The sequence below is a fragment of the Pirellulales bacterium genome (genome assembly GCA_035533075.1).
Classification (GTDB): Bacteria; Planctomycetota; Planctomycetia; order Pirellulales; family JAICIG01; genus DASSFG01.
In genome coordinates this window covers 37,760-56,892 of sequence record DATLUO010000255.1, presented here as the reverse complement: position 1 = coordinate 56,892, position 19,133 = coordinate 37,760, and the positions used below count along the sequence as shown (strand labels likewise).

The window sequence follows — 19,133 nt, the reverse complement described above, 5'->3', positions numbered from 1 at the left end:
CCTCACGCTTCCTGGGTGCCGGCCGGGGCAAGCCGCTGCATCAGCCGCTCGGCCGCCCGGCGATCGATCGGCTCGAAGGCCCGCGTCTCGCGCTCATAAGAGAGCATTCGCGCCTGGGCGATGTCGAACCACCAGCCGCCAAGCTGCAAGGCGCCCGCATGCACGCGCTGTCGGACGATGGGGTACGACATCAAATGTTCGAGCTGCACGAGCACATTGATCTGCGAGAGCTGGTCGTGAGCCGGCAGCGCTCGGTTCAACGGTCCTTCCTGATCGAGCCGGAACAGGGCGGTGTTGCAGTGATGGAGCCACTTGTTGAGGTTCGGCGTCTCCGAGGTCGGCTTGCGCTCCATGGCCGCCTTCATGGCGCCGCACTCGGAATGGCCGCAGACGACGATGCTCTGCACCCCCAGCACCAGCACCGAGAACTCGATGGCGCTGGCTTCCGACAAGTCGCCGGTCGAGCTGCCTTCGATCGTGGCCGGGGGAATCAGGTTGCCGACGTTGCGCATCACGAACAGGTCGCCCGGATCGGTCGACATCAAGAGGTCGGGCACGACGCGGCTGTCCGAACAGGTGATGAACAGCGCGTCGGGCGTTTGCCCCTGCGACAAGCGCCGAAAGTGCTCCTCGTACTGCGGCAGCACTTGCTCTCGAAAATTGACGATGCCTTCAATCAGTTTCCGCATTTAGGCTTTCTCGCGTTTGGCTTCCCAGTCGCGCGACCGCGTTTGTCCGTCGCGTTCGTTCTCGATGGTGCCTTTGATCGTGTCGCCGCTCACCTTGCCTTTGTACTTGGAGGTGAACTTTTGCCCGTTCCGCTCGCGGGTGACCGTGAACGCGACTTCGCCGTCCTTATAGCTGGCGTTCTCGATGGCGATTTCCCGATTGTTCCGTCCGAGCATGGCACCGGTGAGCTTGTCGCCTTCGAGTTTGAGCTTGAGCGTGAGATCGCGGGTCTGGTTGTTGAACGTCACCGACCATTTCCAGGTGCCGGTCGGATCGGTGCTGTCGTCGGCCCGCGAGAGACCGGCAAGACAAGTGGCCGTAATCGCCAGAGTCGCCGCGGCAAGAGTCAGGCTTCGCATCGAAATCGCCTCCGTTAAAAGGGGTTGAACGAGGATGGCGGAACATTCGCCACCGCCATGATAGGCCGTCCGGGCCGGCGTGCAAGCGGTTCAGGAACAACCCTGATTCTACCGCCCGACAGAAATCCCTTTACCTATTCTCAAAGGAATCACTACCAAAAGCTTCCCGCCCCTTGCAAACGCCCTTGCGGAAGGCTAAGGTGGCGGCTGTCTGCCCGTTACTTTTGACCCAACGTTTGGGTACTTTGCCTGGGGGTTGGGCCGCCCGTCTACCACACCCTGGATCTCATCTCATGCGAAACATCGTCTCTCCGCGGGCCAGCCTGTTTTCTCTTCGCCGCCGCCACAAGACCGGCCAACGCCGTCGCCGGTCGCTCATCGAGGGACTCGAATCCCGCGCGATGCTCTCGGGCTCCCAGATGGCCAATGTCGGCGACGTCTTCTACATCGACATGGAGAACCACAACCTCACGCAACCCTCCGGCCTCAGCGGCTCGCCGGAGCAACTCATGGGCAATCCGGCCGCCCCCTACCTGAACAGCCTCATGACGCCGGGCAATGCCAACGCCGCGCAAACCTCGTACGCCAGCAATTACTACAACGCCGACAGCACGCACCCCTCCGAGCCGAACTACATCTGGCAGGAGTCGGGCACCCACGGGCCGCTCAACGACAGCGATCCCTACCCCAGCAACATCGTCAACGCCCCCAACCTCAGCGCATTGTTGCAGACTGCCGGCATCTCCTGGAAATCGTATCAGGAAGACATCGACCTGAGTACCAACGGCAGCGGTCAGTTGACCTACCAGCCACTGCCGCAGAACCAGTGGACCGTTCCGCTACAGAGCGTCATCGGTAGTTCGACGGCGTACACCAATCCTTACAACCACAACAACTATTATGGTTTCGCGGCCAAGCACGACGGGCAACTGTTTTTCACGGCCACCAACGGCAGCACCAGCTCGGCGCCCGACCTTTTACCCTCGAACCCCGAGGTGTCGCACTACGATCCCCTGCAACAGTTGCAAACCGACCTGAATCAAAACGCGGTCGGACGGTACAACCTGATTACTCCCGACCTGTACAACGACATGCACAATTCGCTGCCGGCGGACAAGAGCACGACGTTTACGTACAACGGCGTTACCTATGACGATGCCAACAAGAACGACGGTACCGATCAAGAGGCGATCGCAGAGGGCGACAACTTCCTTTCGCAGATCATCCCCATGATCGAGGCTTCGCAGGCCTACAAGAATAACGGCGCGATTGTCATCTGGTTCGACGAAAGCGAAGGTGGAAGCACGTCTCAATATACGATACCCGAGATCGTGATCTCGCCGCTGGCCAAGGGGAACGCCTACGACAGCACGCAGCCTTTCACGCACTCTTCCGACCTGAAGACGATGCAGGAGTTGTTTAACGTGCCGGCTCCGGGCGGAGGATTCTTGGGCGACGCGAACACGGCGGGCACAAACGACCTGGCCGATCTCTTTAAGCCCGTGAGCACGTCGATCGTGGCGACCGACCAGACCTACGTGATCGGTTCGGGCACGGCGACCGTCTCGGCGGCCGACGGATTGCTCAGCGGCGATACGGCCCCCACTCCGCTCAGCGTCACTGCCGGCACCGTGGCCGGCGCGCAGGGCGGCAGCTTCGCGATCAAGGCCGACGGTTCGTTCACCTATACGCCGGGAACCAACTTCCCCGGCTACGACAGCGCCCAGTTCACGGTGACCGACACCTCAGGCGATCAAACCACGGCCACCGTCACCGTGCTCTCGCAGCACGCGGCCGTGGTCTGGAAGTTCTACGAATCGGTGCTCAACCGCACGCCCGATCCGTCTGGCCTGCAATACTGGACCGGCGATTTCAACAACGGCGGCAAAACCGGCGACATCGCATTTGGCTTCTTCGAGAGCGACGAGCTGCTCGACAAGGTGCTCGGCAACTACTATGAACAATATCTGCTGCGCCCGCTCGATGCGGGCGGTCTGGCGTATTGGAAGAGCGTCTGGCACGCTACCGGCGGGCCGGAGCAGATCAAGGCCGGCTTTGCGGACAGCCCTGAATTCTACAGTTCGGCGGGCGGGTCGCCCCAGTCGTGGCTCACGGCGCTTTACCAACGCATTCTCAACCGCACGCCGGACCCGGCTGGTCAGACGTTCTGGACGAACTTTTATAACCAGCAGGCGGCGGCGGGGGTTGACCCGGGCACGATACGGTACGAAATCGCGCTCGGCTTCTTCGACAGCCCGGAGGCTTATGGCAACGACGTGGCGGGTTGGTTCCAGGAGTACTTGTTCCGCGCACCGACCGCCGCGGAAACCACGCAATATGTGGACCAGATGAAGGCCGGCGCCACCGACCGCACGATCGAGCAGGAGATCACGAACTTGCCGGAGTACGCGAACAATCCTCCGGCGCCGGCCGCCGGCACCGCGGCGGCCTTGCCCGACTTCTATCAGAAGGGCAGCACCATCTGAGCCAGGCCCTAACGCCTCGCTATGACGTATCGCCGTGCCGACATGCCGCTGTGGACCATGCTGGCCGTGGCGCTCGTTGCCACGGCGTGGTCGGCGGTCGGGACGCGCGACTATGGCACTTGGTTCTTCGAACTGTCGATCGGCGGCGTGGGCATCGGCGTGCTGGCGGCCGTGGCACCGCGGTTCCGCTTCACGCCGATGGTCTATCTGACGGCGGCGGCCCACTTCGTCATTCTGGCGATCGGCGCCAAATACAGCTACGCCGAGGCGCCGCCCGGCAACTGGCTGCGAGACGCCTTGGGCCTCGACCGCAACCCGTTCGACCGCGTCGGGCATTTCGCGCAGGGCTTCACGCCCGCCTTGATCGCGCGCGAGGTGCTGGTGCGCGTGGGCGAAGTGCGTCGCGCATGGCTCGTGCTCCTGTTGAGCGCGGCGGTGCCGCTGGCGTTCAGCGCTTTGTACGAGATTGTGGAATGGGGCTGGGTGCTGGCCTTTTATCCCGACCAAGGCCCCGAGTGGCTGGGGATGCAGGGCGATCCCTGGGACGCGCAATGGGACATGTTCATGGCCCTGGTCGGCGCCGCCGCCGCGCTGGTCTGCCTCGGCCGGCTGCAAGCTCGCTGGCTGACCGCGGGAGTAATCACCGCGATGCTGCCGTTCGCTTCATCGGTCCTCCCGTTTGTAAACACCACGCCGCGGATGGCGCGCAAGAGCGCCGTCTGCGACCGATGCGACACGCGTGTCGCATCGATGCCGCTCGTCGCGGAAAACGCATGCCGAGCAGAACTTGCTGTCAGCGTTGTTTTCGGCGGAGCAGGCGGGTTCCCGCTCAACAAATGATGCTCTGCCAGCGTCGCGCATCAATTCCAGGAAAACGCGAGAGATGACGTTGATTGTCCGTCGCAATTGTGGCAGTATCGCCAGCCGAGGTCGCAAGCATGGTTTGGGCCGCGAGGATAGCGTCCCCATCCAATGCCGCTGGATGAGCTGTCGTCAATCCGGCATTCCGGACGACCGCCCATAACCTCGCAGCCTCGTCGAGCGATGTCTGAGTTACCGGATCAAATTCAAAGCCGGCCCGAATTGCGTCGAGCCGCTGCAACCCCAATGCCTTTCCTGCCCGGATCAACTCGCGCCGCAATTCGTAGACTGCAATGCCGGGCACGATGATCCGCACGCCTGCTGCCAGTAACGATTGAGCCCACTGCCAACAGGCGCGGGCGGTCGGCTGGGCTCGAGGATGAGTCAACAATCCCAGCGTCCCAGTGTCGACGACGACGAGCCTCATGACCCGAAGCGCGGCCGCGCCGACAACCGGTCGTCGTCAACGGCCTGCCTTAGGTAGTCGAGAGTCTCCCGCTGTTCGCCGGCATCTCCGATCTGTTCGACGGCGTCAAGCGCCGCGAGCGCAACCAGGTTACGCTCGCGGATCTCAGAATCAGTGAGTTGCATTGCTCGCCCGACATGGTCGAATGTCGGTGTGTAGCCGCTTGTCGGGGGCGCTGTGCTCATATCACCGGATCGAAGAGCGAACTTCCCAGTCCTACGCCCAACTAACGATTGTATCCCGCGATAAACCCCGGTCAACGCCATTGGCGGGCACGCTCGGTGAAGGTGTTGCGGCCGCCGCAGCCGTCGTCCGCCACCTCGACGCCCACCACCGGAGTAGCGTAGAAGGATGAAGGCACAAATCCTTTATTCTGCCCTCACCTTCTGCCTTCCGCCTTTTGCAGCGGTGGGCCGGCGCTTGCAAGCTCGCTGGTCCCACCCTACGTACTCTATTTCCCGGCCCGCGCGGGCAGGTCGGCCTCCAGGTAGCGCCAGTTCTTGATGAACGAAATCAGGTCGGCCATGTCCTCCAGCGAGATGTTCTTTTCCAACCCTACCGGCATCAGCGAAATGCCGTTGGAATGAATCTCGTCGATGTCGCCGCGGGCCAGCGTGAGCACCTTGCCTTCGGGCTGCTTCAAGGTGATCGACGAAGCCGTCTCGGCCGAAATCACGCCCACCAGCGATTGGCCGTCGGCCGTGGTCAGCGAGTAGCTGACGTAGTTGTTGTCGATCGCCCGGTTCGGCTCCAGGATGTCGAGCAAGAGCTGCTCCTGGGACTTCGTGCGCGAGTCGGCAATGCTCGGCGCCACGTCGATGCCCAGCGGGCCGATGCGATGGCAGGTGGTGCAGTTTTTCTGGAACACCTCGCGGCCGTGCCGCGGGTCGGCCTTCAGGTCGAGCGCCGCTCGATACCGCTTCATCACTTCCGCCCGCTCGGCCGGCTCGGCCGCCGCCAGCAACTCGACGGCACGGGCGCGCAACTGCGCGTCGGCGTGCTGCCGCAAGCGGTTGGCTTGCAAGGGATCGAGCTCCGAGGCTTTCAGCCGGCCAGCGGCAATCTCGTCGAGCAAACGGCCGACACGGTCGGGCCGGGCCAAGAGCGCGTTGAGCATCGCCCGACGAATGGCTGGCGTCTGCTGATTGAGTTGCGCGATGAGCAGGTCGGTCGCCCGTGGGCTGGCATGCGCGGCCAGCGAAGCGACAGCCTGCTGCTTGAAGGACTGGTTCGTCTCGCGGTCGATGATTTCCGCCAGCACGGGCACGGCCAGCTCATCGCTGCCGAACTGAAGCAAGGCACACGCCTGCTCGCGCTGCGCGAGCTCGGCGTCGGAGTCCTGCGCCAATTCGGCGGCCTGCCGAAGAATCGCGTCGGCCGCTCTGCGTGCCGCCGCGTCTTTATCGAACCGGGCAACCATCGTCGCCCAGCTCAGCCCGCGGCTTTGCATGCCGCGCGCCATGCCCGTCACGATCGCCAGCTTGTGCGATAACTGAATGACCGAGGCCAGCTTGTTTAGTACACCTGCCACTTCCTCGGTTTGACGACGTGCCCCAACCAACCGGGCCGTTTCGGCCAGCAGTTCCATGATTCCCTGTCCGTGGAGCGCGCGTCCCGCCTGCGCATGACCCGCCGAATCGCCCACGCCGGGAAGTTGATCCAGCAGCCTGGCCAGGAATTGGTGAGGCAGATCGAGCACCGCGGTCAGCACCGCCCGCCGCGTCCAAACGTCATCGGCTCCGGCCAGGGCGATGTTTGCCAACGGCTGCAACACCTCTTCGCCCGGCGCCGCGCCCAGACTGAGCGCCACCTGAAACCGCAGCCGCGCGTCGCGATCGCCCGACAGCGCCATGACACGCTTGCGCAGCTCGGCACGATCGGCCAGCAGCGGCTCGGCCAGCAGCACGGCCGCCTCGCGCACGCGCGGGTGCGGATCGCCGAGCGCCCGTTCGAGCAGCTCCGGCGAGAGATCGCGCCAGCCTTGCAGCGTCCAAAGGGCCTGCACGCGGGCAGCCGGCTGTTTGGCCTCGCTCAGAATGCGTTCGACCACCGGCTTCGCCTGCCGCCACTGATGGACATACAGCAGCCGCGCGGCCGTGCTGCGATACCAGGGATTTTCGTGGGCCAAGAGCGGCGCCACTTTGTCAGGGCCGGCGTGCGCCAGGTTTGGCGGCGCCGTCGGCGACCGCTTGCCCTCCGCCACCAGCCGATAGATGCGACCGCGGTCGTCCCCGTATCGCAGGTCGGGCCGGTCTTTCAATTCGTCGGGCACGAACTGCGGATGTTCGATCACCGCCCGATACATGTCGACCACGTACAAGGCGCCGTCCGGGCCGGTTTCCAGATTCACCGGGCGAAACCAGGTGTCGGGCGAGGCGAGGAATTCCACGCCCTCGCGTTCGGGATGCCCGACGAAGGTGGCGCCGGCGGGTTCGATCGTTTCGCAATGCACCAAATTGCCGGTCGGCTCGCAGGTGAAGCCGCAACCGTGAAAATGCTCGCCGAGGGCGTCGCCGCGATAGACTTCGGCTCCGCAGGCCGCCGTGAATTGACCGGCGTGCAAGATCGAGGTGGTCCAGGCCTGGCTGAGCGGATAGACGTGCGAGTTGTCGCCCGACGCGGCCACGTCGCTCACGACGGCCGGCACCGCCAGCAGCGGGTTGCGGGCCAGGTAACGCTCTTCCAGCACGACGTGCATCAGCGGGTTGCGGTTGCTGCAGATAAAGCGGTTGCCGTAGTCGTCGAAGGTCATGCCGAACTGTCCGTTGCCCGACACGGCGCTGGCTTCGCCGCGCAACGGTTCAAAGCGGAAATCGCGGCCGCTGATGGGCAGTTCGCGTTGTCGGTGAGCGCCCACATTGCCGGCACGGGACCAGTTGCTGGTCACCACGCCTCCGCGAAGGCCGTTGGCCACATACACGAAGTTGTCGAGCGAGAAGCGAGGGTGATTGGCGCGGAGCTGCGGGTTTTCTTCGGCGAAGCCGGTGAACCAGGTCTCGCGCAGGTCGGCCTTGCCGTCGCCGTCGGTGTCCTTCATCCACTCGATCCGGCCGGAGAAGGTGACGATCACGCCGCCGTGCCAGGGCTGCACGCCGGTGGCGAAGAGGAGTTGATCGGCAAAGAGATGGGCCGTCTCGTAGCGTCCATCGCCGTCGGCGTCTTCCAACAGTTTGATGCGCGAGAGCGGCTTTTGGCCGGCGGCGGGGCCATTGGGATAGTCGCGCATCTCGACGACCCACAAGCGGCCCGCTTCATCGAAGCGAATGGCCACCGGGTCGACCACTTCCGGCTCCGCCGCGACCAGCGCGATCTTGACGCCGGGCGCCAGCCGGAAGTGAGAAAGGCTTTCGGCTGGTTCGAGGGGGCTCTTGATTGGGTCAGCTTCACGCCGCTCTTCGACACGCGCGGGAGGGTCGCTGGCATGGATCTGAGCGACGACAACGATAGCAAGACAAAGAAAAAGAGACATCAACGAGGAGAGCGACGGTTTCGGGGCTGGACTTTCTACGTGAGCGTAAGCCGGTCGCCACCATAATGCAACAGGATGCCGGCCCGAATGATTCTCACGCAAAGGCGTAAGGTGGGCCAGCGCTCGCAAGCTCGCTTGCCCCACCTTACCTCCGTTGGACACCAACTCAGCGTTCATTATTCAATCCGCGTCAAACACGGCGTCCACATCCACCGCGAACCCCGACAGCAACACCGACGCCGCCGATTCGCCACGCTTAAACGTGCCCGCCTCGGCATACATCCCGCCCTCGATCCGGAGCACGAGGATGCTTTCGTCCTCCGGGTTCACGATCCAATATTCCGGCACGCCGCCTTCGGCGTAATCGCCCCGTTTATCGATCAGGTCGCGGCTGGGCTTGTCGCGACTGACGACTTCCAACGCCAAGTCGGCGCCGGTCCAAAAACGGTTCTGGCGGCGCGGGTCTTTCGCCGACAGGAGCAGCAACAGGTCCGGCTCGCGAAACTTCTCCACCCGGATCCGCAACCGCAATCCAGAAAAGTGAACCTTGCCGGCACGAGGCTCGATAAACTTGTCGAAAGCCTTGAACAAATAGGCCAAAATACACTGATGGCGGTCGGTGGGCATGGGGAGTGGTTCCAAACGGCCATCAGTGAATTCGATCAGTCGGTTTGTATGGTCGGTGAACGCCAGGTATTGTTCCTCGGTCCACGCGCCCTGCGGCGGCAAAATGTTCACCAGGAAGTTTTTCCACGCTCGCGGAGAAAAATCGCTCGTGAGATCGGATGTGGCGGACATGCGTTTCAGGCCTGCTCGGTAGTTTTCAACACCGCAGTCCATCATAATGCAGGCCGCAGTGGACGCCCAGAGCCGGCCCACCGATAGCGACGCCGTTCACGGTGGGCCGGCGCTCGCAAGCTCGCTGGTCCCACCCTACGGCCGCCCACGACGCCCATGCCGGCGCAAAAAAAAACCGTCGCGGGGGTCATCCGCGACGGGTTGGTTTTTTACAGGCGGCGATAGTCGTGCGTCGTTGCCCAGGCCAAGACGCCGGAGGCCCTTAGCGGACCAGTTCTTTGCGGGCGCCAATCAGCGTCCGCAACCGCTCGGCCAGCAAGGCCACGTCGAACGGCTTCTTGAACGTCTCGTTGATCGTCGAACGATCGAAGCTGTTGGAGTTGCCGTCGTCGGGCAACAAGGCAATCAGGATCGTGTCCGAGTATTCGCTGTTGCGCCGCAGATTCTGGCAAATCTGCAAGGCTTCGATGCGGCCGATCGAGAAATCGACAATGATGCAGTCGGGGTGGAAGCTTTCGGCTTGAATGCCCGCCTCGAACCCGCTGGCGGCCACCGCCAGCTTGAACGATCTGTCCAGCGGCAATTCTCGCTTCAGATTCTCCAGCAGCACCTGGTCTTGACCGACCACGAGCACTTTGGCCATCGCTTCGTCTTCCAGATCGCCCAGCGGCATACCATGTTCCTTGAGGAACCGAATCAGGTATTCGCGGGGGATGCGACGGTCCTGGGATCCCGGTATGCGGTAACCCTTCAGCCGGCCGGAATCGAACCATTTGCTGACGGTGCGCGGGGCCACCTTACAGATCTTGGCGACCTGTCCAGTTGTGAAAACCTTCATCGCAGGCTCTCCGATTTTACTATCGCGTTGGTTTGGAATGACTCGCCGTCGGCACGCGGCCGCGAGGCGAGCTCTTACCCCTTTTGTCTGCGGCAGCAGCGGCTGTCGCGCGCTCCTTCTTGCCGGCTGTGGGTGAGCAACCAGCCACCGCAAACACCTGGGTCGGGGTTGATACGTTCTCTTTTTTCATGGCGATGGTCAGATCCCTCTGATCCGGCCCTACTAGGCTCATCGGCAAAAGGGCGCTCGGAAGTCAGTGAAAATCCGTAATATGGAGAAGTCGTCGGCTAACCAGACCGCTCCGGAGATTCGCTCACGTCCCGATAACACGCCTCGCAAAGCCGAGGCAGGAGAGAGTGCCGGCCAACCTGCTCGTGCGGCCGAAGAAAGGTCGGCAGCCGAGCACGTTCAAGGCCTGGCCTTGCGGGCAGGTTCCCCCCTGCGGCTCGCGGCGGCGGCGGACAATCCGGTGCGGCGTGTCCGTCGCGCTCTAAGCCTTCCGAAAGGTAGTTTCGATTCAGACCGGGGCTGTTCTTTAGAAAGTTTTCCCATTCATAGCGGCCGAAGCGGTCGATCCAGTCCTGACGAAGCCGGCGATCTTCGCAATCCGGCAGCCAAGTCAAAAGAGGCGGAACGACACGATTGAAGCGTCTATTCCTATTCTACGGAGAGCGACAAATGGGCAAGCTGCCTTTGGTGGTGGCTGCGGTCACGGGCATAGCAAGCGTAAACACGACGCCAATTCCTCCAGCCCCTTGCGGCCTTGGCGGAGCAGGCGGTGGCGGCGGATAAAGCCGTGGATCATGCCGCGATAACAAGTCGCGGCGACTTCGACGCCGGCCGCCTTCAGCCGCTCTGCGTAGGCCAGCCCCTCGTCGCACAGCGGATCGCACTCCGCCGTGATCACCAAGGCCGGCGGCAGGCCGGAGAGATCGGCGACGCGCAGCGGCGAAATATAAGGACCGTCGGGCGAAACGCCGTCGGGCAAATACTGCCGCCAGAACCAGGCCATGGCGTCGCGCGTCAATAAATAGCCGTCGGCGTAGCGCAGATAAGAAGCGGTGTCGAGGTCGTAATCGGTGATCGGATACAGGAGCAGTTGCAACGCCAGCCGCGGACCCGACCGGTCGCGTGCCATCAGGCTGACGACCGCGGCCAGGTTGCCGCCGGCACTGTCGCCTCCGACCGCCAGACGCAGGGGATCGATGCCCAGCCGCCCCGCATGCTCGGCCACCCAGCAGGTGGCCGAGTAGGCGTCTTCGCTGGCCGCCGGATAGGGGTGCTCGGGAGCGAGGCGATACTCGACGGAGACGACGACGCAGCCGGCCGCGTTGGCGATCGAGCGGCAAAGGGCGTCGTGCGTGTCGATGCTGCCGATCACCCAGCCGCCGCCATGAAAGTAGACCAGGCCCGTGAACGGCCCCTGTCCTTCCGGAGTGTAGACGCGAACGGGAATGCCGCCATGTTTGCCGGGCACCGAAAGGTCTTCGATCCTTGCGACCTGCTCCGGCGTTCCGAGGCCGGCCGTTTGTGCCAGCATCGCCGCCCGAGCCTCAGCCGGCGTTTGCAGGTGCATTGGCGCAGCGCCGACCGCGGCCTGGGCGAGGATTCGGGCTTCAGGATCGAGAGACATCGCGATTTTGGATTTTGGATTCTGTTACTTGTTTGCCACGAGCTTTAGCTGGTGGTTGACGCCCACATTCGAGAATTTTTGAGCCGGCTTTAGCCGGGCTTTTCGACCGTGGCTTTAGCCCTTGCCCACGGGCACAACACCTACAGATCCTTGTCTTCTCCTGCAAGCGCGCGCCGTGGTTGACGAATCGCTTGCGCGATTTCGCTCGGCTTCGCGCCTAACGCCAGCAACGACCTGACAAGCAGGTCGAGTGATACCGAGCCGTCGGCGATTTCCATTTTGGCCACGCGAGATTGGCTCGAACCGAGCAGTTTGGCTACCTGCTCCTGAGTGTACCGTTTAGCCGATCGCCGCGCAGCAAGCGAGGCAGCCAGCTTTGCTTTGATGTCGATGTACGCGGCATCGGCATCCGACAACTGCAGGAACTCCTGCACCGTTCCCACTTTCCATCCCGCCTGTTCAAGGCGATGTCGCTTCTTGGCATCCATCTAAGTCGCTCACTTTGCAAAGGAATCGTACTGCTGGTATCTCTTTTGGCAACGCTCGATAACCATCTGCGGAGTCGTACGCGAGCGCTTTGCGAAAACCTCGGCAATGACGATCGCATCGGCATCAATACGATAAATCACCCTCCATTCGTGGCCGGCATCCTTGATACGAAGTTCATGAACGGCTAAGCCAATCGACGGCATCGGCCGCGAATGCGGCAACGACAGCGACCCTCCGAGTTGCAACTGTCGCAACAAGAATCCGGCTTCGCGTCGCGCGGTAGCGGAAATATGGAGGCGTTTTCACCTCGCCGTGCAGCCAAACCAGCGGCTTATCCACGGTCACCATCACGGCATTCTATGTCATTGCTGACATATTTCCAAGACTGGGGATGACTTTAAGACTTTCGGCCCCCCCAAAACGAAACCCGCCACCGACAAGGGCTAAAGTCGCTCAGGAATGAAGTCTCCGCAGCGAAGTCCACCGGATCAGCACTTAAGCTGGCGGCAGACAATCCAAGCCGGCTCGTCGATGATTCTGCTCAAACCGAGCGGCATTCAGTGGTTTGCCGAGTGAACTGCTGCCCCCGCATGTCGGGCCACGCGAAGTTGCGCCCGGGCCTGAAGTTCGGCCCGGTCGCGAAGGCCCATCAGTTCCAGCGTGTTCGAGGGGCGGCGACGGGCCTCGTTGAGTTGCTCCACCGCCACTTCGGCGTCGAGAGTGCCGGCCGGCAAGGCGCGCCCGGTTAAGACGCTGACCACGTCATCCACGACTTGCACGAAACCGCCGTCGAGATAATAGCGCGCAACGCGACCGCCATGCGTCACCCGCATCTCTCCATAACCGAGCCGGCCGATCATCGGGCTGTGAAGGGGCGCAATGCCGATCTCGCCGTCAAACAGCGGCAACGCCACGAACTCCGCCGTCTCGTCGAGCACCGTCGCTTCGGGCGTGACGACGACCAATTGTAAAATGTGCGAGCGAGTGCTCTCGTGCGGGTCCATTTAAGGGTTCAGGGTTCAGGGTTCAGAATCAATGAACGCCATTTGCGGTGGGCCGGCGTTCGCAAGCTCGCTGGCCGCACCTTACGACGTGCGGCCCAGCCAATCCAAAATCGAAAATCCAAAATCACTTTTTGGCCATCTTCTTGGCCTGCTCTTCCGCTTGCTCGATCGGGCCGACGTACATGAAAGCGTTCTCCGGCAAATGGTCCCATTTGCCCTCGGCGATTTCCTCGAAGCTGCGGATCGTGTCGTCCAGATTGGTGATTTCGCCCGGCTTGCCGGTGAAGACTTCCGCCACCAAGAACGGCTGCGAAAGGAACCGCTCCATACGCCGGGCACGATGCACCACCAGCTTGTCCTGCTCGCTCAACTCGTCGATGCCCAAGATGGCGATGATGTCTTGCAACTCGCGGTAACGCTGCAAGGTGCGCTGCACGCGGCGGGCCACGGCGTAGTGCCGCTCGCCCACGTACTGCGGATCCAGAATGCGGCTCGACGACGCCAGCGGATCGACCGCCGGGTAAATGCCCTTCTCGCTGATCGAACGCTCCAAGTAGAGAAAGGCGTCGAGGTTGCCGAAGGCCGTGGCCGGGGCCGGGTCGGTCGGATCGTCGGCCGGCACGTACACGGCTTGCACCGACGTGATCGCCCCTTTGTTCGTCGAGGCAATGCGTTCCTGCAAGGCGCCCATTTCGGTGGCCAAGGTGGGCTGATAACCGACGGCCGACGGCATGCGGCCCAACAAGGCGGAGACTTCGCTGCCGGCCTGCGAGAAACGGAAGATGTTGTCGACGAACAGCAGCGTATCGGCCCCCGTTGTGTCGCGGAAGTATTCGGCCATCGTCAGCGCCGACAAGGCCACGCGCAACCGGGCGCCGGGCGGCTCGTTCATCTGGCCGAACACCATGCACGTCTGCTCGATGACGCTGCGGCCCGTATCGCCGATCTTGGCTTCCTGCATTTCCAGCCACAGGTCGGTCCCTTCGCGGGTCCGCTCGCCCACGCCGGCGAATACCGAGTAGCCGCCGTGCGCGCTGGCGATACGGGCAATCAACTCGGTGAGGATCACGGTCTTGCCCAGCCCGGCACCGCCGAACAGGCCCGCCTTGCCGCCGCGGACGAACGGCGTCAACAGGTCGATGACCTTGATGCCCGTCTCGAACAGCTCGGTCTTGGTCGAAAGGTCGGTCACGGGCGGCGCGTCGCGGTGAATGCTCCAGCGTTCGTCGGCCTGCACTTCGCCGCGGCCGTCGATCGGATCGCCCAGCAGGTTAAACACGCGGCCCAGCGTGGCCTTTCCGACGGGCACGGTAACGGGCTTGCCGGTATCGAGGCACTCCTGGCCGCGGATCATGCCGTCGGTGCTGCCCAAGGCGACGCACCGCACTCGGCCGCCGCCCAAGTGCTGCTGCACTTCGCCGGTCAACGCGACTTTGATGCCCTTGTGCTCCGACGAAATCTTGACGGCGTTGTAGATGGACGGCAGCCGATCGACGGGGAACTCCACGTCGAACGTCGAGCCGATGATTTGCGTTACGCGGCCCACGTTGTGGCCGTTGGTTTCATGCTTTGGACTGTGGAGCGTTGCGCTAGACATTAAAAGGGTTCAAGGTTCAGGGTTCAGGGTTCAGGGTTCAGGAGGTCTTGGGGCTTGGGCTAATCACTAACCACTAATCACTAACCACTATTTCAACGCTTCAACCCCGCCGAGCACTTCCATGATCTCGCCAGTAATCTGGCTTTGCCGGGCACGGTTGTAGGTCATCGATAGTTGTTTGATCAGCTTGTCGGCGTTCTCGGTAGCGGCCTTCATGGCCACCATGCGGGCCACCTGCTCGCTCACCGCCGCATCGAGGAAGCACTTGAAAAGCTTCACCTTGAAGCTCGTGGGCACCACTTCTTCCAAAATGCTTTCCGCGGAGGGCAGAAACTCGTATTGCACGTGGCTGCGCTGTTCGTCGCGTTGATCCTCGGCGCCCGTCAACGAGCCGAGCGGCAACAGCGTTTCGACGGTGGCCACCTGCCGGGCAATGCCGTCGAAGCGCGTGTAGGCCACGACGAGCCGATCAAATTGACCGGTCGCGTATTCCTCCAGATAACGGTTCGCCAAAACGTCGACTTCGTCGAAGCTGGGCTTGTCTTCGAAGTGCGTGTAAGTGCGGTCGGGCGTGACCTCGCGAAAACGAAACGCCGAGATGCCGCGCTTGCCCGATACTTCGAGCGTGACGCGAGGGACGGCCGCTTTCAACTCATGGTAGCGCAGCATGCCGACGCGCTGCACGTTGGAGTTGTAGCCGCCGCACAGGCCGCGGTTGCCCGTGAGCACGAGCAGCACGGCGTGCTTCGTTTCCTCGCGGGCTTCGAGCAAGGGGTGGCTGACTTCTAGCCCGGTGCGGGCCAGGTCGGCGACCAACGCCGTGATGCGTTTCGTATAGGCGGTGGCCGCGGCGGCGCGGTCCATCGCCTTCTTGAAGCGCGCGGTCGCGATCAGTTCCATCGTCCGCGTGATCTTGCGGATGTTCTTGATCGACTTGCGGCGTTTATCGAGTGCTCGGGCTTTGGCCATGCTGTCGCTGAGTGGGGCGTTACTTAATGAGTCGGATCGTCAATGGGTATCGGTACGCGTCTCCGTTGTTCGCCCTCACCGACGCCACGATGATGAAAACAATATGCAGGATGTGCAGTAAGGGTAACAATGCTATCCCGATGAAACAGAAAATCGAAAGACCCGCAATGACGTAGTAAATCAGCATTGAGATCTCGAAGTTGAGTGACTCTTTCCCCTGGTCGTCGATCAATGGATGATCGTCTTTCTTGACCAGCCAAACAATCAGCGGCCCAAGAATGAACCCCAGTCCGGTAAAGTACAGCGACAACGCCGACAGATGGCACAACATCGCCCACATCCTCACATCTTTGTCGGGTAACGCCGAAGTAGCTGTTGGCTCGACGGCGGCCTGGGGCGCACCATACGGATTTGTCTGCTCGTCCATTTCGGTAATCTCGCCTTTACGTGGTGCTGGAATTGTCGCCAGACACCTGATCCCGTCATGGCCGCCCTAATCGGTGTTGGCTTATTACACTTTCGCTGCCACCTCCTGTTTCTTGCCGGAAAACTGCCTTTGAAATTCGGCGATGGCCGCTTCCAAGGCCGCCGCGGTATCGTCGTCGAGCTTTTTTGTGTCGGCGATCTTCTTGCGGATTTCGGACCTCTGATCGTGGATATATAAGAGGAAGCCCCGCTCCCACTCGGCAACCTGCTCGCGGGGAATCTTGTCCAAATGCCCGCGAGTGCCGGCGTAGATGCTCAACACCTCGTCGATCACGTCCATCGGTTGATATTGCCCCTGCTTCAACAACTCGATCATGCGATAGCCGCGGTCGAGCCGGGCCTGCGTGGCCGCGTCGAGATCGGTGCCGAGCTGGGCGAAGGCCTCCAATTCGCGGAAAGACGCCAGGTCGAGACGCAGGCCGCCCGCCACCTTTTTCATGGCCGGAATCTGGGCCGCGCCGCCGACGCGAGAAACCGAAATGCCGGCGTTCATGGCCGGCCGCTGACCGGCGAAGAACAGGTCGGGCTGCAAGTAAATCTGTCCGTCGGTGATCGAGATCACGTTCGTTGGAATGTAGGCCGATACTTCGCCTTCCAGGGTTTCGATGATCGGCAGCGAGGTGAGCGAGCCGCCGCCCAGGGCGTCGCTGAGCTTGGCCGAGCGCTCCAGCAAGCGGCTGTGGCAATAGAACACGTCGCCGGGATAGGCCTCGCGTCCCGGCGGCCGCCGCATCAGCAACGAAAGCTGCCGATAGGCCACGGCCTGTTTCGAAAGGTCGTCGTAAATAATCAGCGCATGCTGGCCGTTGTACATGAAGAATTCGGCCATCGCCGTGCCGGCGTAAGCGGCCACGTATTGCAAGGGGGCGGGGTCGCTGGCGCCGGCCATGACGACGGTCGTGTAGTCCATGGCGTCGTGCTTTCGCAAGGCTTCCACCACGCCGGCCACGGTCGACTCTTTCTGGCCGATGGCCACGTAAAAGCACTTCACGCCGGAGTGCCGCTGGTTGATGATGGCGTCGATGCCGATGGCGGTCTTGCCCGTCTTGCGGTCGCCGATGATCAGCTCGCGCTGCCCGCGGCCGATGGGCGTCATGGCGTCGATGGCCTTGATGCCGGTCTGCAACGGCTCGCGCACCGGCTGCCGACCGGCGATGCCGGGCGCCATGAACTCGACCGGGCGGCGCTCGGACGTGACGATCGCTCCTTTGCCGTCGAGCGGGTTGCCCAGCGGATCGACGACGCGGCCGATCACCGCGTCGCCCACGGGCACGCTCAACAGCCGGCCGGTGCTCTTGACTTCGTCGCCCTCGTGGATCGAGAGGAAGTCGCCCAGAATGATGACGCCGACGGAGTGTTCTTCGAGGTTGAAGGCCAGCCCGTTGACGCCGCTGGGAAACTCGACCATTTCGCCCGACATCACGCCCGACAGGCCGTAGACGCGCGCGATGCCGTCGCCCACTTCCAGCACGCGTCCGACGTCGCGGACGTCGATCTGCGACTCGTACTGCTCAATTTCCTGCTGGAGGACTGACGCGATCTCGTCGGCGTTGAATTTCATGAATGCTCCTGTCGATCATTTGACTGCGGACCCGGGTCAGGCGTGTGACCACCGAGCCGTCGTAAACGGTGTCGCCGACGCGGAAGACCAGGCCGCCGATCAGGTCGGGATCGACCTTTTTCGTCAGCACGGGCTCGCCGCCCAGCATGCTCTTGAGTTGATTGTGGATTCGCTCGGTCAGCTCGCCGTCGAGCGGCGTGGCCGTGGTGACCTGCACGCGCACGCGGCCCTGTTGCTGGTCGCGCAGGTCGCGCACCGCCCGGCGCATGGCCCTCAAAAAACCGCCGCGGCCGTGGTCGACGACCACTTTGAGGAAATTGAGGAAAGTCGGCGTCACCCGTCCGGCGAACACGCGTTCGACCATGGCCACCTTTTGGTCGCTGGCGATCATGCCCGAAGCCATCACGTTGTCGATCTTCGGCTGCCTGGCCAGCAGCTCGATGAGCTGGTCGAGTTCGGCGAGCACCTCTTCGGTGTTGCCGGCCTTTTCCGTGGCGGCCAAGAGCGCCTTGCCGTAGACCATGCCGATGTGGTAAGCGCCCACGTCGATGTCGTGGTCGACCAGCGAGGAAGCGAGGTAGGGGTCTTCAGCCATGAAAGGGTTCAGGGTTCGGGGTTCAGGGTTCAGGAGGATGGCCTTCCTAGGCCGTCCCGCTGACGCTTGCTCACTCGTTGAATTCGCTACTCAATTCCGACTCGGGCTGGCAGCAGGGAATCGCGACAGCGCTTCGGTCACCAACTGGGCGTGTTGATGGGCGTCGAGCTGGGTGCGAATGACCTTGCCGGCCAACTCGACGGCCAGGTTGGCGCTGGTCTCGGCCAGCTCGCGCAGGGCCTGATCCTTGGCCGTTTCGATTTCGCGTTTGGCGCGGTCCATTTCGGCGGCGGCATCGGCCCGCGCCTGCGCCAGGATTCCCTGCTGCGTGTGGGTGGCATCGCGACGCGCTTCCTCGATGATGGCCCGCACCTCGTCTTGCGCGCTGGCCAGCTTGTGCTCGTAGTCGGTCAGCAACTGCTTGGCTTCAGCGTTGGCCCGTTCCGCCGCCGCGATCTGCTCGGCGATATGCTGCTCGCGTTTTTCCAGCCCCTGCGAGATCGGCCCCCAGGCGAATTTCCACAGAATGCCGACCAGCAACAGAAACACGATGAAGGTAAAGATCGCCAGATCGCCTTTGAGCTCCGAGGGATCGAGATCGACGTCCTCCTGGCCAAAGTGGGCCCCGTGTCGGGCCTCGCCGCCCCCGTGGGCCGCTTCACCGTGCTGTGCTGCGTTGGCCGTGCTCAGTGCGGGCACGGCGCTTAACCAACCTAGGGCGGCGGCCACCAAGAAAAGACGGCATACGATCATGGCAATTCCACCTGCGAGTCGCTGGGCGATAACTGTCGTC

General features: G+C 62.6%; 19 protein-coding genes. 2 read left to right on the top strand and 17 right to left on the bottom strand.

The features are described 5' to 3' along the window. Window positions 1-2: 2 nt before the first annotated feature. Window positions 3-689: a carbonic anhydrase gene (locus VNH11_31935; protein ID HVA50994.1), complete on the bottom strand. Its 687-nt coding sequence runs from the start codon at window positions 687-689 to the stop codon at window positions 3-5. Then, entirely contained in the window at window positions 690-1,088 is a 399-nt protein-coding gene (locus VNH11_31930) for a hypothetical protein (protein HVA50993.1), read from the bottom strand. Between the two features lie 293 nt (window positions 1,089-1,381). Here VNH11_31930 and VNH11_31925 point away from each other — a divergent pair, with 293 nt between their 5' ends. Together VNH11_31925 and VNH11_31920 are read left to right on the top strand one after the other, a co-directional pair. Further along, the gene (locus VNH11_31925) at window positions 1,382-3,574 is read left to right on the top strand and encodes a DUF4214 domain-containing protein (GenBank protein HVA50992.1); all 2,193 of its coding nucleotides are present in this window, start codon (window positions 1,382-1,384) and stop codon (window positions 3,572-3,574) included. Between the two features lie 21 nt (window positions 3,575-3,595). Continuing rightward, complete coding sequence (locus tag VNH11_31920; protein ID HVA50991.1) at window positions 3,596-4,414, top strand: DUF2238 domain-containing protein; 819 nt, start codon at window positions 3,596-3,598, stop codon at window positions 4,412-4,414. Here the strand turns inward: VNH11_31920 and VNH11_31915 are convergent. From VNH11_31915 to atpF, 15 genes are all read right to left on the bottom strand, one after another. Beyond that, window positions 4,404-4,862, bottom strand: coding sequence for a hypothetical protein (locus VNH11_31915; GenBank protein ID HVA50990.1), 459 nt, complete (start codon window positions 4,860-4,862; stop codon window positions 4,404-4,406). The genes VNH11_31920 and VNH11_31915 overlap by 11 nt on opposite strands. Next, on the bottom strand, window positions 4,859-5,026 hold the full coding sequence (locus VNH11_31910) for a hypothetical protein (protein ID HVA50989.1): 168 nt from the start codon (window positions 5,024-5,026) through the stop codon (window positions 4,859-4,861). The genes VNH11_31915 and VNH11_31910 overlap by 4 nt, the downstream gene beginning before the upstream one ends. 326 nt (window positions 5,027-5,352) lie before the next feature. Next, window positions 5,353-8,370, bottom strand: coding sequence for a PVC-type heme-binding CxxCH protein (locus tag VNH11_31905; GenBank protein ID HVA50988.1), 3,018 nt, complete (start codon window positions 8,368-8,370; stop codon window positions 5,353-5,355). Between the two features lie 180 nt (window positions 8,371-8,550). Beyond that, window positions 8,551-9,249 carry a Uma2 family endonuclease gene (locus tag VNH11_31900; protein HVA50987.1) on the bottom strand — a complete coding sequence of 233 codons (699 nt, stop codon included), beginning with the start codon at window positions 9,247-9,249 and terminating at the stop codon, window positions 8,551-8,553. A 181-nt stretch (window positions 9,250-9,430) separates the two neighbouring features. Then, a complete protein-coding gene (locus VNH11_31895) occupies window positions 9,431-10,006 on the bottom strand; it encodes a helix-turn-helix domain-containing protein (protein ID HVA50986.1) in 576 nt (191 codons plus the stop codon). A 709-nt stretch (window positions 10,007-10,715) separates the two neighbouring features. Continuing rightward, window positions 10,716-11,639 carry an alpha/beta hydrolase gene (locus VNH11_31890; GenBank protein ID HVA50985.1) on the bottom strand — a complete coding sequence of 308 codons (924 nt, stop codon included), beginning with the start codon at window positions 11,637-11,639 and terminating at the stop codon, window positions 10,716-10,718. Window positions 11,640-11,779: 140 nt separating this feature from the next. Continuing rightward, window positions 11,780-12,127, bottom strand: a complete 348-nt coding sequence (locus VNH11_31885; protein HVA50984.1) for a helix-turn-helix transcriptional regulator — start codon at window positions 12,125-12,127, stop codon at window positions 11,780-11,782. A 9-nt stretch (window positions 12,128-12,136) separates the two neighbouring features. Continuing rightward, on the bottom strand, window positions 12,137-12,418 hold the full coding sequence (locus VNH11_31880) for a type II toxin-antitoxin system RelE/ParE family toxin (protein ID HVA50983.1): 282 nt from the start codon (window positions 12,416-12,418) through the stop codon (window positions 12,137-12,139). A 267-nt stretch (window positions 12,419-12,685) separates the two neighbouring features. Beyond that, window positions 12,686-13,132, bottom strand: coding sequence for an ATP synthase F1 subunit epsilon (atpC, locus tag VNH11_31875; GenBank protein ID HVA50982.1), 447 nt, complete (start codon window positions 13,130-13,132; stop codon window positions 12,686-12,688). A 124-nt stretch (window positions 13,133-13,256) separates the two neighbouring features. After that, window positions 13,257-14,729, bottom strand: coding sequence for a F0F1 ATP synthase subunit beta (gene atpD, locus VNH11_31870; protein HVA50981.1), 1,473 nt, complete (start codon window positions 14,727-14,729; stop codon window positions 13,257-13,259). An 87-nt stretch (window positions 14,730-14,816) separates the two neighbouring features. Next, window positions 14,817-15,698, bottom strand: a complete 882-nt coding sequence (gene atpG / locus VNH11_31865; protein HVA50980.1) for an ATP synthase F1 subunit gamma — start codon at window positions 15,696-15,698, stop codon at window positions 14,817-14,819. A 19-nt stretch (window positions 15,699-15,717) separates the two neighbouring features. Further along, window positions 15,718-16,125, bottom strand: a complete 408-nt coding sequence (locus VNH11_31860; protein HVA50979.1) for a DUF4870 domain-containing protein — start codon at window positions 16,123-16,125, stop codon at window positions 15,718-15,720. Between the two features lie 84 nt (window positions 16,126-16,209). After that, window positions 16,210-17,745: a F0F1 ATP synthase subunit alpha gene (gene atpA / locus VNH11_31855; protein HVA50978.1), complete on the bottom strand. Its 1,536-nt coding sequence runs from the start codon at window positions 17,743-17,745 to the stop codon at window positions 16,210-16,212. Further along, the gene (gene atpH, locus VNH11_31850) at window positions 17,696-18,340 is read right to left on the bottom strand and encodes an ATP synthase F1 subunit delta (protein ID HVA50977.1); all 645 of its coding nucleotides are present in this window, start codon (window positions 18,338-18,340) and stop codon (window positions 17,696-17,698) included. The genes atpA and atpH overlap by 50 nt, the downstream gene beginning before the upstream one ends. Before the next feature lie 90 nt (window positions 18,341-18,430). Then, a complete protein-coding gene (atpF, locus tag VNH11_31845; GenBank protein ID HVA50976.1) occupies window positions 18,431-19,093 on the bottom strand; it encodes a F0F1 ATP synthase subunit B in 663 nt (220 codons plus the stop codon). Window positions 19,094-19,133 lie beyond the last annotated feature (40 nt).

Bases quoted from the DNA above. Each gene is read 5' to 3' on its own strand.
- VNH11_31920 (HVA50991.1), top strand. From the start codon at position 3,596: ATGACGTATCGCCGTGCCGACATGCCGCTGTGGACCATGCTGGCCGTG.
- VNH11_31930 (HVA50993.1), bottom strand. From the start codon at position 1,088: ATGCGAAGCCTGACTCTTGCCGCGGCGACTCTGGCGATTACGGCCACT.
- VNH11_31890 (HVA50985.1), bottom strand. From the start codon at position 11,639: ATGTCTCTCGATCCTGAAGCCCGAATCCTCGCCCAGGCCGCGGTCGGC.
- atpC (HVA50982.1), bottom strand. From the start codon at position 13,132: ATGGACCCGCACGAGAGCACTCGCTCGCACATTTTACAATTGGTCGTC.
- VNH11_31895 (HVA50986.1), bottom strand. From the start codon at position 10,006: ATGAAGGTTTTCACAACTGGACAGGTCGCCAAGATCTGTAAGGTGGCC.
- VNH11_31925 (HVA50992.1), top strand. From the start codon at position 1,382: ATGCGAAACATCGTCTCTCCGCGGGCCAGCCTGTTTTCTCTTCGCCGC.
- VNH11_31885 (HVA50984.1), bottom strand. From the start codon at position 12,127: ATGGATGCCAAGAAGCGACATCGCCTTGAACAGGCGGGATGGAAAGTG.
- atpH (HVA50977.1), bottom strand. From the start codon at position 18,340: ATGGCTGAAGACCCCTACCTCGCTTCCTCGCTGGTCGACCACGACATC.
- VNH11_31860 (HVA50979.1), bottom strand. From the start codon at position 16,125: ATGGACGAGCAGACAAATCCGTATGGTGCGCCCCAGGCCGCCGTCGAG.
- atpD (HVA50981.1), bottom strand. From the start codon at position 14,729: ATGTCTAGCGCAACGCTCCACAGTCCAAAGCATGAAACCAACGGCCAC.
- atpG (HVA50980.1), bottom strand. From the start codon at position 15,698: ATGGCCAAAGCCCGAGCACTCGATAAACGCCGCAAGTCGATCAAGAAC.
- atpF (HVA50976.1), bottom strand. From the start codon at position 19,093: ATGATCGTATGCCGTCTTTTCTTGGTGGCCGCCGCCCTAGGTTGGTTA.
- VNH11_31910 (HVA50989.1), bottom strand. From the start codon at position 5,026: ATGCAACTCACTGATTCTGAGATCCGCGAGCGTAACCTGGTTGCGCTC.
- VNH11_31935 (HVA50994.1), bottom strand. From the start codon at position 689: ATGCGGAAACTGATTGAAGGCATCGTCAATTTTCGAGAGCAAGTGCTG.
- VNH11_31905 (HVA50988.1), bottom strand. From the start codon at position 8,370: ATGTCTCTTTTTCTTTGTCTTGCTATCGTTGTCGTCGCTCAGATCCAT.
- VNH11_31915 (HVA50990.1), bottom strand. From the start codon at position 4,862: ATGAGGCTCGTCGTCGTCGACACTGGGACGCTGGGATTGTTGACTCAT.
- atpA (HVA50978.1), bottom strand. From the start codon at position 17,745: ATGAAATTCAACGCCGACGAGATCGCGTCAGTCCTCCAGCAGGAAATT.